At 39.3% G+C, this 13,869-nt stretch carries 13 protein-coding genes; all 13 read right to left on the bottom strand.

From position 1 onward, the window contains the following. Nucleotides 1–39 precede the first annotated feature (39 nt). The 13 genes from ABM34_RS10075 to ABM34_RS10015 all read right to left on the bottom strand — a co-directional run bounded on the left by ABM34_RS10075 (nt 40) and on the right by ABM34_RS10015 (nt 13,846). Nucleotides 40–1,482 (bottom strand): DUF438 domain-containing protein, encoded by a 1,443-nt coding sequence (locus ABM34_RS10075; RefSeq protein ID WP_048705471.1) that lies wholly within the window; start codon nt 1,480–1,482, stop codon nt 40–42. Beyond that, the gene (locus tag ABM34_RS10070) at nt 1,472–1,711 is read right to left on the bottom strand and encodes a DUF1858 domain-containing protein (protein ID WP_048706524.1); all 240 of its coding nucleotides are present in this window, start codon (nt 1,709–1,711) and stop codon (nt 1,472–1,474) included. Before ABM34_RS10070 ends, ABM34_RS10075 begins: the two co-directional genes overlap by 11 nt. A gap of 611 nt (nt 1,712–2,322) precedes the next feature. Beyond that, entirely contained in the window at nt 2,323–2,643 is a 321-nt protein-coding gene (locus ABM34_RS10065) for a metal-sulfur cluster assembly factor (protein WP_048705469.1), read from the bottom strand. A gap of 15 nt (nt 2,644–2,658) precedes the next feature. Next, nucleotides 2,659–3,831 carry a nitrate/nitrite transporter gene (locus ABM34_RS10060; RefSeq protein WP_048705467.1) on the bottom strand — a complete coding sequence of 391 codons (1,173 nt, stop codon included), beginning with the start codon at nt 3,829–3,831 and terminating at the stop codon, nt 2,659–2,661. Between the two features lie 40 nt (nt 3,832–3,871). Beyond that, the gene (locus ABM34_RS10055; protein WP_048705466.1) at nt 3,872–4,111 is read right to left on the bottom strand and encodes a MoaD/ThiS family protein; all 240 of its coding nucleotides are present in this window, start codon (nt 4,109–4,111) and stop codon (nt 3,872–3,874) included. After that, nucleotides 4,108–4,518 (bottom strand): molybdenum cofactor biosynthesis protein MoaE, encoded by a 411-nt coding sequence (locus tag ABM34_RS10050; RefSeq protein WP_048705465.1) that lies wholly within the window; start codon nt 4,516–4,518, stop codon nt 4,108–4,110. The genes ABM34_RS10055 and ABM34_RS10050 overlap by 4 nt, the downstream gene beginning before the upstream one ends. Beyond that, complete coding sequence (locus ABM34_RS10045; RefSeq protein WP_048705464.1) at nt 4,515–5,561, bottom strand: ABC transporter substrate-binding protein; 1,047 nt, start codon at nt 5,559–5,561, stop codon at nt 4,515–4,517. Before ABM34_RS10045 ends, ABM34_RS10050 begins: the two co-directional genes overlap by 4 nt. 2 nt (nt 5,562–5,563) lie before the next feature. Beyond that, nucleotides 5,564–6,340, bottom strand: a complete 777-nt coding sequence (locus ABM34_RS10040; RefSeq protein ID WP_048705462.1) for an ABC transporter ATP-binding protein — start codon at nt 6,338–6,340, stop codon at nt 5,564–5,566. After that, a complete protein-coding gene (locus tag ABM34_RS10035) occupies nt 6,333–7,325 on the bottom strand; it encodes a FecCD family ABC transporter permease (protein WP_048705460.1) in 993 nt (330 codons plus the stop codon). The genes ABM34_RS10040 and ABM34_RS10035 overlap by 8 nt, the downstream gene beginning before the upstream one ends. After that, entirely contained in the window at nt 7,318–8,031 is a 714-nt protein-coding gene (gene narI / locus ABM34_RS10030; protein WP_048705459.1) for a respiratory nitrate reductase subunit gamma, read from the bottom strand. The genes ABM34_RS10035 and narI overlap by 8 nt, the downstream gene beginning before the upstream one ends. 2 nt (nt 8,032–8,033) lie before the next feature. Next, nucleotides 8,034–8,633 carry a nitrate reductase molybdenum cofactor assembly chaperone gene (narJ, locus tag ABM34_RS10025; RefSeq protein WP_048705457.1) on the bottom strand — a complete coding sequence of 200 codons (600 nt, stop codon included), beginning with the start codon at nt 8,631–8,633 and terminating at the stop codon, nt 8,034–8,036. After that, entirely contained in the window at nt 8,626–10,185 is a 1,560-nt protein-coding gene (narH, locus tag ABM34_RS10020) for a nitrate reductase subunit beta (protein ID WP_048705455.1), read from the bottom strand. Before narH ends, narJ begins: the two co-directional genes overlap by 8 nt. Further along, a complete protein-coding gene (locus tag ABM34_RS10015) occupies nt 10,175–13,846 on the bottom strand; it encodes a nitrate reductase subunit alpha (RefSeq protein WP_048705453.1) in 3,672 nt (1,223 codons plus the stop codon). The genes narH and ABM34_RS10015 overlap by 11 nt, the downstream gene beginning before the upstream one ends. Nucleotides 13,847–13,869 lie beyond the last annotated feature (23 nt).

Here is a 13,869-nt window from a genome sequence, read left to right as displayed (position 1 = left end):
CCTGACCTGCGGACGGCAGTGAACCACCAACAAAACAACCTAAAGCAAACGCTTTTCGCCTTCCAAACTACGAATATGAGTAACATCCTGCGAAACCTCAAGACAACCCAAATACTCACCATCATCATCACGCAAAGCATAATAACGAATATAAACAAAAGTTTCGCCATGCAAATTGATCCAGAACTCGTTTTGATCAGACTTACCTTCGTGGAAGTCTTTCAAAATAGCCATAACCTTGTCCACACTCTTAGGTGGGTGACAGTTGATAACTGCACGACCGATTACAGCCTTGGTTCTTGGGAAAACACGTTCTGGTGAATTTGAGAACCATTTTACTCGATCATTTGCGTCAACAAATGTCATGTCGACTGGCATTATTTCGAAAATGGCCGTCAATTCGTCCAAGTTCAATTTACCAGTATTGAAACTGATGTTGACTTCGTCACTTGGCATTTCCAATCCGGTTTTAACATGCTTAGCACGATTACGAATTTCGTCATGCTTCGACATTTTTCCTTCATGTTTTTCTGGAACGTCTTCTTCATGAAAACTTGGCGTAACGTCAACAATTGGAATTTGTTTCTTCTTATTTTTCTTGTCAGCAGGTTTCAATCCTTCTGAGTCAGCTAATCCTTGAGCCATTTTATTCAACTCCTTAGCAACTTTAGAATTATCCTTTTTCTGACCTTCGGCAATCTCTTTATCAGTTGGTTTCCAAGGCAGTGGTTCAGCAATTAAAGTATAGCCAATATCATTTTCATCCTGCTCAACCATGTACCAATCCTCAGGGGTGGCAACTTCATCGAGCATCGGAATCATGATTTCTTCTTCCTTGAAAATCATCTCCATGACTTCCTTGCAAGCTTTCTCAACCGCCGCTTCAACCTTGTACTTGTCCGGAACCGGAACGCTTGTAACCATATCATAAGCGTCCTTGATCCAGCCGCGGATTTCGTCATCTACTCCCCACATAACTTTTGGCGGAGCAGTAATGCCGTACTTGTCCATTAATGGAAAAATATTATTTTCCTTGCGACTGTAGTGTTTGTCGATGGTCATCAAATCTTTCAACGCATTCTGCATACGTTCAAGATACTTCGCATTCTGCCCATCCTGTTGCCACTTTTTCAAGCAAGGCAACAACTCATCATTGATCAAAGAAGAAATAACCATGTTTTCCAGCTTCATAGTAGCAACCGGATGACCTGGTTTTTCAAAAGCTGGAGTACTGGAATTTCCAGTAATCGAGCCCTTAAAAACAGCAGCGTGAACATTACACAAATTTTGAATTTCCATCGGATTTAATCCGCTAGCAATCAATTCACGCTCGGCAGAAGTAATTTCCGAAACATCAACACTAGAAAAAGAGTCATCAAACATCTTCTTAGCAACGTCAAAATCCCCACCCTCATGCAGAAAGTTAAGGATTTCAACAATTTTCTTCTGTCTTTGTACACTATTCAAAGTATCATTCGTCATAATTTTTCAGCTCATAGCCCCTTTCCTGAAAGGCTCGAGCAATAGAATCCAAAGGGATTCCCATAGCTCTTGAACCCTTTTTAAGATTAATAATTTTCCCAACTGTATTTAACATTCCGGGCACTTTTATTTTGGTGAACCCGATTGAATACATTATATCTACGAAGTCGGGGTAATCCTCGGCCAAAGAATGAATCGGCACTTCAAAATCGATTACCTTATCACTCATATTTACACTCCTTGTTGATGCCGTCTGCAGAGCTGAGGAATATTCTTCGGCAGTGCGGGACGTTCCGAGCCTGAAGTGCGGTCTCGAAACTCGGTTTGAAGCCTTACCAAAGTACGGTAAGTCTCCAAACTCGCCCGGTGGTGTAATGGCTAAAGCCATAACGCCACTTTCACTGCCTTCGAATATTTCTCAGCTCTTCCGACTGGTTTCCGGTCTTACCTCAACCTTTGAACCAGATTAAATCTATATAATATTTCTTAAGTAAAAAAATCATTTGTTAGTATCAATGGATACCAATGGGTTAAAAGCCATCAACGACATATCTAAAGTGGAACAAAAGCTCAAACACTACAGACAAAACAGATAACTAGTCCAACGACCACACCCACCAAAAAAATAAGATTGCGATAGTACTAGCCCGCAGGTCAGGTTCCGCGGGGGCCCAAGCCGTGGCGTTTATGTTTGCCTGCCAAAGGGCAGGCTTACATAAAAACCGAGTTTTGAGATTTTCCCGAACTTGGAAAAGCTCAAAATCGTGTTCACAGCGACCACGGCCCCCGCGGAACCTGACCGGAGGGCGGCAGTGAACCACCACAATCCAAAATTACTCTCTATCCATGAATACCAAGAGCAATCTTTGCAAACCTACTCATCTTACTCATATCCCAAATCGGATACCAAACCAAATTAATATCACAGCTGTCAATTCCTTCAACCGACTCAACAGCCTGATGAATATCATTGTTGATCATGTCACTCAATGGGCAGCCCATGGTAGTTAAAGTCATGGTAACGGTACACTTTGAACCTTCAATCTCAAGACCGTAAATCAAGCCAAGGTTGACGATATCGATTCCTAATTCGGGATCGATGACGTTTTCTAGAGCTTCCATGATTTCATCATTTTTTTGTTTGTTTTCAGTTTCTTCCATAATAAAACCTCATTCCTACTTTACAATCTTGTGAGCGCCGGTAATATATTCTTTTTGTAATAGTACTAAACAAATTATGGCAACTACGGCGATTAAATACAATCCGATTGAGTAGCCACCGGTAGATTGTTTGATAATTCCTAAAACGATTGGTGGGAAATATCCACCCAGACCACCCATGGCACCAACGAATCCAGTAACTGCACCGGTATTTCCTGATGATACGAATGGGACCATTTTGAAAATGATACCATTTCCGACCCCAACTAAAATTCCCATTAAGACGATCATTGTTGAGAATACTCCTTGTGATTGAAGGAAAATTCCTAGCACAATTGCGACAACAATTAATCCGATGAAATCATATTTTAGCAAAGTCATTGGACGGACTTTATCAGAGATATAGCCACCAACTGGACGTAACAATGTTCCGATAACAGCGAATACTGCGGCCCAAATTCCGGCGTCAACTAGTGATTGACTGTATAATCCTGACATAAATGTTGGAAGTAAGTTACTCCATGACATGAATAGTCCGAATGTTAAGAAATAAAATAGTGCTAAGAACCAAGTATCCTTTTCTTTGGCAACGGATAAAGATTTGCCCAAGGTTGAGTCTTTGTTTGGCTTGGATTCAGGACAAATTAGCATCAGCAGCGTGAATAATACTAGCAATGCTACTAATAAATAGAAGATTCCGTTCAAGCTCATAACTTTAATTAAACGTGGTAGGAAAAATACTGAAAATGCGGTACCGATATTACCAACAGCAACGATACCTAACACCAAACCTTGTTTTTCTGGTGGGAAAAATCCTGTGACATACGAAACACCGATGGCAAATGATGTTCCGGCCATTCCTAGTAATAAGGCTGTGAAAATTAGCATGCCGTAAGAATGAACTCTTGGCATCATCAAAACTGGGATGATCAAGAATATCATCAAGGCGATATAAGTTTTTTTACCACCCCATCTATCTGAAACGATTCCCATTGGGATACGCATAATTGATCCCAATAAAATTGGTGTAGCTAACAAGAATGTACGTTGAAATTCGGAGACTTGAACTCCGGCATTCTTCAAAATAACATCAAGCAATGGTGATAAACAAAGCCAGACCATGAAGCAGACCATCATAGCTAATGTTCCCATAGTTAAAGCAAGATACGATTTCCCTTTACTTTCCATCTTAAATACCCCCAATTATTTAACGAAAAATCATTTAATTCTAGCCACCACTTACCGGTGGAATTATTGCTATTTCATCAACTGACTCAAGTGAAATTTTCTCATCATTAGTGTATTCCTCGTTAACTGCGACTAATGACTGGTCAAGCACATCCTCATAATCAGGATGAAGTGACTTAATTCTTTCCAAAATATTTTGAGCAGTAAACGTCTCTGGTAAATCTAATTCGATTGTTGGACCAATTTTCTCGGCTAAAACTGAAAATAATTTGATTCTCATTCTTCAAGACCTCCCCAGCGAATTTTGTCTTTGTCATACTCTTTCTTCCAAATCGGCACAGTGTGTTTCAACTGATCGATCAGCATCTGACAATTTTCAAATGCTTCCGCTCGATGTGGCGCCGACACTCCGATAAATACTGCAACGTCACCTAACTGTAATTCTCCAACACGATGAACCATAACCACGTCCATCCCTTTTGCCAAAACAATATCGGCCAATTTTTGCATTTCCTTTTCAGCCATTGATTTGTAAGTCGTGTACTCGATTTTTTCAGTTTCGATGTCGTCAGTGTATTGTCGAATATTGCCTAAGAAAATATCAACACCGCCAAATTCATTATGAATCAAACTTTTCGTCAGCGTATCAACATCAATCGGTTTATCTACAATTTTGACGAGGCTCATTTAAGCACCTCCCCGTTCAAAATTTGTTTAATCTGTTTCTTGCTAAATTTGTGATTAAAGTAAGCTTGGTAAAATGCTGCAGTCTTCTGCTCAACACTGAAATCTTTCATCTCAGATGGGTGAATCTTACTTGCGGCCCACCAGAGTTGAAGGTCAGATTCCACACTGTATCTATCCCATTGGAAAATACAAGTTGGGTTACCATAAACTTTGTTGTGCTTAACAGCTTTAAGCGACTTGAAACGAGAATCCTTCTTCAACGCCTTTAAAGCTTTTTTACTAGTAGTATTACCGACGATAATGATGTCAGGATTTGATTTGATAATCTCTTCTGCAGAAACTGAGATCATATTACCCTTACTCTTGATGGCATTTTTACCACCAGCAGTCTTGATCCATTGATCAACAATCGTTTTACGACCGTCGACTTTGGTCAAATCTGACTTATTTACAATGTGCAATACACTCGGTGTACCGGCGCCACGAGTTAAGTTACCAACTTCTTCAATATCATCAGTCAGTTGTTGGTTATAAATCTTGGCATTTTTAACAGCCTTGCCACCTAATATATTACCAGTTAATGTAACCGTTTTCTTCATTCCTTTATAATCTTGGAACATAGAATTAACAGCCGGGATACCCGCTTTTCTGATAGTTTCAATTTGAGCTGGGTCTGAACCAATTACCACATCAGGCTTTTGAGCAATCAATTCTTCCGTATTAATACTGTCACCATTGAATGGTACAGCTTGTTTCTTAACTGAAGGATAAAGCTTGGTCAAAAGCTTGTTGTCGTGAATCAATTGCGTAGTAGCAACCAAGTCTTTTTCCCCACCCAACATTAATAAAATTGGGTTGTTAGCATGCCACAAATCAGCGACACGCTTAACTTTTTTAGGAATAGTAACTTTCTTTCCTTTGTTATCTTTAACCACTCGAGTGTTCGACGCGGCAGAAGTATTAGCTTGAATACTACCTACGCCCACACCAACAAATAACAATACTGCTAATAGCGCAATAATAATTGATTTTTTATTCCTCATAATTAATCCATCCTCGTCCCAAATATATTTCGGTCTAATTCTTCGTTAAACGTCGAAACAATCGGAGTCTTGTATAGTTCAGTCAAATATTTTTCGGTCAAGATTTCCTCAGTCTTACCTTGAATATAAGTCTGGTTATCAACTAACAAGCCCACTGAATCACCAATCATCATTGCCTGATTTGGATCATGTGTACTTATTATAATTGAAATATCGATAACTGAAAGGGCTTTTATAAGTTTTAAAACTAAAATTTGATTTTTATAATCTAATGCTGAAGTTGGTTCATCCATAATTAGCAATTTTGGTTCTTGCACCAAAGCCCGGCCAATCTGGGCTAACTGCCTCTGACCACCAGACATATCCTGCAAACTAACATCTCGATATTCAGCTAAGCCAATTTGCGATAAAACATGCTCAACTTGTTGCCGATCACGTTCATCAGGCTGACTGAAGATAGAATGAAACGCACTACGTCCGAGCAACAAGTAGTCATACAAATTCAGACCACTCTTAACGTTTACACCTTGACTGACCAATGCCAACCGATGAGAAAGTTCCCGGTTCGGAATTTGCTTCAATTCTTGATCTTCAAGCTTTATCTGACCTGAATAATCATCATGCAAGCCACTTAAACAAGCTAAAAGAGTACTCTTACCGATACCGTTCGGTCCTAAAATCACCAAAACTTGACCATCGTCTACTTTCAAGTCGACATTATCAATAATTTTTTCAGTGTCATAGGCAAAACTAAGATTCTTTGTATAGATTTCAGACAACGGTATCTTTCCTCCTTATTAAGATGAATATGAAAATTGGCACACCGATAAATCCAGTCACAATACTCAAAGGAATATCGTTGACTGAAATACTTCGGGCAATCGTGTCGCAAATCAATAACAGAGCAGCGCCTGTTAAACCTGTCATTGGAAGTGAAACTCGATTGTCACCTCCAACAATACTGCGACTAATGTGTGGAACGACTAAACCAATCCAGCCGATAACACCACAGATACAAACTGCTGCGGCTGTTAGCAGAGTTGCCACCAAAATCATCAAATTGCGATTTATCTTTGGATTAACGCCAATAGTCTTAATCGTCGCTTCGTCCAAAGACAAAACATTCAACCTCCAGCGTGCGAAAAATAAGAATAAAATTCCTACCAATAAAACTGGTCCGACTGACATCAATGAACTCAAATCAACCTTCATAAAACTACCGAGCTCCCAGTAAACAATGCTCTGCAACTGGACTTCCGGGTCAGCCATGTATTTGATTGATCCCAAAACAGATTGCATCAATCCAGCCATAATAATTCCGGCCAAAATCAACGTAATACTCGAATTGCTGTGTAAAAATTTATCAATCAACAATGTCAGAAACATCGTCAAAACACCCGTAACAAAGGCGCTGATCTCAATAATATATATTGGCATCCCGTATAAAATAGCAAAGGCGGCCCCAACACTTGCTCCGGTCGCCACTCCTAAAATATTTGGTGATGCTAAACCATTATTGAAGACAGATTGAAAAGTGGCGCCGGCCATCGATATACCCGCGCCAACTAATACAACCGCTATAATTCGAATAAATCTTAATCTGAGAATCAATTTTGTCGAGCTATCTGCCCGATTGAAAAAGTAATTTATCACATCATGCAGCGATAGACTGTAGCGACCCATTCCCATTGAAACTACCAATAGAATTAGTAATAAAACTGCTGCAGATATCATTGCAATTTTGTTTTTGTGACGATTAGCCACGATATTGGTCCCCTCTAATACTTGGTTTTCTACGATATACTTCAGGACTTCTGAAGAGATATTGCCAAGGCAATGTCAAAGCGTGGATAAGTCTAGTATAAGGGAAGAAGGCGAAAATCAAAAATCCACAAATGACGTGAATTTGGAAAACTGGTGGAACTTGTTGCATCAGATGGAAATCTGGTTTAAGCATGAATATTTGTCGTGCCCAAACTGACAAGTTCAAACGATAATTGAATTCAGGATGGAAGAAAGGTCCTTCAATAAGCGAAGCACTTAATCCTAAAACAATCATGATCAAAAGTGACAAGTCAACGACCAAGTCGCTGAATGAACTAGTGATGAAAACACGTTTATTGTTGAATCTACGGTAAGTAAGAATTATCATCCCTGCTAATGCCATAAATCCGGCCAATCCACCCATAACTAAAGCACCGATATGGTACATTTCGTTCGGAATTCCCAGCCAATCAGTAAAAGCTTTAGGAATTAAAACTCCGACAACGTGTCCGAAGAAGACGAAAATAATACCAACGTGGAAGAGAATACTTCCGACCATTAATTGTTTTTTCTCAAGTAATTCACTTGATTTAGCCGTAATTGAAAAACGGTTTCGTGCAAAACGAACAATGATCCCTATGAAAAATGAGGCTAACGCAATGTACGGGAATATGTCCCATAAAAAGAAAGCTCCGATATCATTCATCTTTATTCTCCCCCTGTTTGTGTCATCTTCGGTTGTTTAACTTCTGGCTGTTCCACGCATGATCTAAGTTCAGCTCTAATTATACTAATAGTTCTGAAGTATAAATCATCAGATTCCTCTTCTGACTTTTCCAATAAGTTAAACGTTCCATCCTCAATAACTGAAAATAGTAACTTCAAATCTTGTTGACGGTAATCATCTTTCCAATCGCTGAAAGTTAAGAATTCCAACATCAATGGTAGATAATCAGATAATTCTGTTCCTTCAATTTGGACGCCAAACATCTCATAAAGCATCTTCAGTTTGGCTAAAACTTGTCCACGTTCGCGGGAATCAGTCATCTTGTAATACGTCATATATAAAGTGTAACGATTGTTCAATTCAAAAAGTGAAACATAGTGAGTCTTAATATCTTCAAGTGTGTAAGCTTGCATCGCAGTGATAATCTCAGTCAATTCATCTTTATGCGGAGTATTTGGGTAATTTTTTTTGAAATCGTCCAAAAAATCTGGATTCAAAATGTCTTGAGTTGGGTAGTCAATCATTTTTGAAAGGTAAATGAAACCACCTTTTAAGCTGTTAAGCTTCTCAATATTAATCACGCCAAATTCCTCCATAGAAACTTTCTGCATAGACATCCTTTGATGACATTCCTGCTTTAGCTTTACGTAACATGCTGCCGTGTTCTGGAGCTAAGGCACAGCCGTTACATTCTTCGTAGCCTAATCCACCTTGTTCGTCTTCAACATGCTCGATTTTTTCCTTTTTAGCTTTAGGAATAACGAATCTGTCATCGTATTTAGCAATAGCCAATAGACGATATAGTGAAGTTGCTGATTCTTCAGTCAAATCAACACGATCAAGTTTTTCAGCATCGAAATCTTTACCACTTGTTTTTGCACGCATATATAATCTCATCATTGCTAATTTGTATAATGCATTCTTAATTACTTCAGTGTTTCCACCAGCCAAAAGATTTGCTAAATATTCAACAGGAATACGCATTTCTTCAATAGCTGGGAAGATAAGTTCAGGATACTTGATTGAGTTCTTACCTTCAAAGTAATTCATGATTGGTGATAGCGGTGGCACATACCAAACCATTGGCATTGTACGGTATTCAGGGTGCAATGGGAAAGCAATCTTTTGTTCAACAGCCATCTTGTAAATAGGTGAACGTTGAGCACATTTGATAGTTTCCATATCCACACCGTCATCCAAAGCTTGTTCGATAACTTCTGGATCATTAGGGTCTAAGAACAATCCCAATTGTGCTTCATAAAGTTTTGTATCATCAGGTTCTTCACAGGCTTCTTGTACACGGTCAGCATCATATAAAATAACCCCGATGTAACGAATACGACCAACACAAGTTTCAGAACAAACTGTTGGCAAACCTTCTTCAATTCTTGGATAACAGAAAGTACATTTTTCAGCTTTATTAGTTTTCCAGTTGAAGTAAACCTTTTTGTAAGGACATCCTGTCATACAGAATCTCCATCCACGACAACGTTCTTGGTCGACTAATACGATACCGTCTTCGTCACGTTTGTACATCGCACCACTAGGGCAAGATGCAACACAGGCAGCGTTTAGACAGTGTTCACATAAACGAGGCAAGTACATCATGAAAGTTTTTTCAAAGTTACCTTTGATGTCAGCTTCGATATTTTGCATATTAGGATCTTCGCCGAAACTACGGTCTGATCCAGCCAAATCATCGTCCCAGTTAGGACCATTGTTTAGCTTCATGTATTCACCAGTAATTTGTGATTTTGCACGAGCAACTGGTTGGTGCTTAGTTTCTTTACCGAATAATGTTTGATAATCGTATGTCCATGGTTCGTAATAATCATCAAGATTAGGCATATCAGGATTGTAGAAAATTTTTGCTAGTGAAACCTTGTTTAACTTGCTGCCGGCACGTAATTCTAGCTTACCTTTACGGTTAAGTTTCCAGCCACCCTTGTAGTGACTTTCATCTTCCCATTTTTTGGGATAGCCGACACCAGGTCTAGTTTCAACGTTGTTAAACCACATGTATTCAGCACCGGGACGGTTAGTCCAAGTTTGTTTACATGTAACAGAACAAGTATGACATCCGATACACTTATCCAAGTTTAGAACCATGGAAATTTGTGCTTTAACCTTCATTCCACTTGACCTCCTTTAGTTTTCTAACATTAACGTATAAGTCTCTTTGGTTACCGATTGGTCCGTAGTAGTTAAATCCATAACTTAATTGTCCGTAGCCACCAACCATTTGAGTTGGTTTAACGTGAATTTGAGTTGGGGCATTGTGACTACCACCACGGTTACCAGTAATTGTTGATAATGGTTCTTCAATTTCCATATCTTGAGCGTGGTACATGTACATCGTTCCATCAGGCATTCTTTGTGATACAACAGCTCTGGCAGTAACAACACCATTCTTGTTGTAAAGTTCTACCCAATCGTTATCTTCAACATCAATCTTCTTAGCGTCGTCCAAACTTAACCAAACGGTTGGACCACCTCTAAATAGAGTCAACATGTAAAGATTATCTTGATAAGTAGTATGAATATTCCACTTACCATGTGGTGTTAAGTACCGTAAAGTTACTTCTTTATCAGCTTTTTCAACATGGGTATCAGTTGGTGCCATAACAAATGGTGGAAGTGTTGGTTTGTAAGTTGCTAACTCTTCACCATATTCTTGGAAAATTTCGTGATCCAAGTAGTATGACTGTCTACCAGTAATAGTTCTAAATGGAACATTACGTTCGATGTTAACTGAGAATGGTGAATATCTGTCACCATCATGTTTTGAACTAGTAAAGATTGGTGTAGGAATACCTTCACGAGGTTGAACCGTAATGCTTTGGAAAGTCATTTGCTTTTCAGTTTGTCCGGCAGAAATATCAGTTAATTTCTCACCAGTAACTTCTTCAGCATTCTTCCAAGCTTTAGCAGCAACGTGTCCATTTGAAGCACTTGATAGATGAAGAATAGCCTCAGCAACATTCTTATCTTCATCAATCTTTGGACATCCCTTTTCGATACCTTCGTCATAAGTACCAAGCATGTCTTTCAACTCGTTATATTCATCGGCAACACTGTAACTGAATCCATTGCCACCAACTTTTCCACCAGCGTTAGGTCCGAGAGAAATAAATTTGTCATAAATCTTCGTGTAATCACGTTCAACTAATGAAAGACTAGGCATTGTCTTACCAGGAATGGCTTCGATTTCACCCTTCTTCCAGTCTTTGATGACACCAAGTGGTTGTGAAATTTCCCCCTTGGAATCATGGCCAAGTGGCTGAGTCTTCAAGTCATATCTGACACCGTTAAGGTATTTAGAAGCCATTGTTGAAAATTCTTTGGCGATACCCTTGAATGCTTGCCAGTCACTCTTTGATTCCCAAAGTGGATCGACTGCTTTGTTGAATGGGTGAATGAATGGATGCATATCAGTACTTGATAAGTCTTCTTTTTCGTACCAAGTTGCGGCTGGTAAAACGATATCTGAGTAAAGTGGTGTAGTTACCATTCTGAAATCAAATGTTGTAACTAAGTCCAATTTACCGTCGATTGAATGGTCATCCCACTCCATATCCTCAGGTTTGAAATTACCGTTAGTTTTAGCTAACAAGCCATTTTCAGCACCAAGCATGTGACGCATGAAGTATTCTTGACCCTTACCAGATGATGCAAACAAGTTTGAACGCCAGATGAACATACCCTTAGGTTGGTTCTGGTCTTCATCAGGAGCTTCAGCAGCGAATTTCAAACTGCCGTCTAGTAATTCTTTAACAACTTTTTTAGAAATTTCTTCTATGTTGCGTGTATTGTATTTGTCCACGAAATCCAAACTGTTGCGGTTGAATTGTGGATATGATGGCATCCATCCAAGTCTGATAGCCATTTGGTTGTAATCAGCTGGATGCTTGTAACCATGTTTAATGTGTTTTGTAGGTGATTTTTGTGCGGCGTTGTCTAACTCGTCGTACTTCCATTGATCACTTGCGAAGTAGAAGAATGAAGTACCTTGTTGTTGACGTGCGCCACCAGGTTGCCAGTCATTTGCGAAAGCAATATTTGCCCAACCTTCAGCAGGACGAAGTTTTTCTTGTCCAACATAGTGAGCCCAACCTCCACCTTGTACACCTACACAACCGGTAAGTAGCAACATATTGATAGCTGAACGATAAGTCATATCTGAGTTGAACCAGTGGTTGACACCAGCACCAATAATAATCATTGACTTACCTTTTGTTTCAGCAGCGTTTTGAGCAAACTCATTAGCAATTTGAACAATCAAATCTTGTCTAACACCAGTAATTTTTTCTGACCAAGCTGGTGTGAACAAACTGTCGAGATCGTCATAGCCTTTGGCAGCATATGGATCTGCTTCAACACGAGCAATACCATATTGAGCCATTAATAAGTCGAATACAGTAGCGACTTTCTTTGTGCTACCGTCTTTTAATGTAATTTCACGATATGGAATTGTTCTTTGATAAATGGAATTTCCAGTAGCGTCGAAGCTTGGCATATCGATTGTGGCAGTCTTGCCATCATCAATAAATGACAATTGAGGGTCAATTTCATGACCATCATCAGCTGTTAAATCAAGATTCCATTTCTTGCCACTTTCCCAACGTTGACCAAGAGTTCCGTTTGGAACTGTTAATTGGTCGTTAGTCTCATCAACAAGAACTGGTTTCCATTCAGCGTTTTCAACTTTTTCATCTGAAATATCTGAAATTCTAACGAAACGACCAGATGTAACATTTTCTGGATTAGTTTCACTCTCGTCCAACATGATAACGAATGGTAAGTCAGTGAAGCGTTTCGAATAATCGATGAAGTAAGGAACTTGTTTCTTATTATAAAATTCATTCAAGATTACATGTGTGAAACCTTGTGCCAAAGCTGCATCAGAACCAGGATGTGGTGCTAACCAGTTGTCGGCAAATTTAACATTTTCAGCATAGTCTGGAGAAATTGAAACGACTTTTGTTCCTTTATAACGTGCTTCAACCATGAAGTGAGCGTCGGGAGTTCTAGTCAATGGAACGTTTGAACCCCACATCATCAAGTATTGTGAGTTGTACCAATCACTTGATTCAGGGACATCAGTTTGTTCACCCCAAACTTGTGGGGATGCTGGTGGAAGATCCGCATACCAATCGTAGAAACTGAGCATTTCTCCACCAAGCATTGAGATAAATCTTGCACCTGATGCATAACTCAACATTGACATAGCTGGGATTGGTGAGAATCCAGCAATACGGTCAGGACCATATTTTTTAATTGTGTAAATGAGCATAGCTGAAATCAATTCAGTTGCATCTGACCATTTAACACGAATCAAGCCACCATGACCACGGGCTGATTTATATTCTTTTGTCTTCTCTGGATCTGTGACGATACTTTCCCAAGCGTCGATAGGACTGTCATTTTGCTTCTTAGCTTCGTCCCACATTCTCCAAAGACGTTCACGGATATAAGGATATTTAATTCTTAAAGGACTGTACTCATACCATGAGAAACTAGCACCACGAGGACACCCACGTGGTTCGTATTCAGGCATATTTGGTCCACAAGATGGATAGTCGGTTGATTGATGTTCCCAAGTTACGACACCTTGTTTAACATAAACATTCCAACTACATGAACCGGTACAGTTAACACCGTGAGTTGTACGGACTACCTTGTCGTGAGCCCAACGTTGTTTATATAATTTTTCCCAACGACGAGAGTTTTCCTCTAGTTGAGTGAAATTACCATTAAACTTTTCGACTTTTTTAAAGAATTTTGATTTTAGCATAAGCAATTCCCCTACCAATATCC

The organism is Companilactobacillus ginsenosidimutans (assembly GCF_001050475.1).
Lineage (GTDB): Bacteria > Bacillota > Bacilli > Lactobacillales > Lactobacillaceae > Companilactobacillus > Companilactobacillus ginsenosidimutans.
Note: the sequence above shows the minus strand (reverse complement) of the source record. Positions and strands in the feature narration are given on the sequence as shown.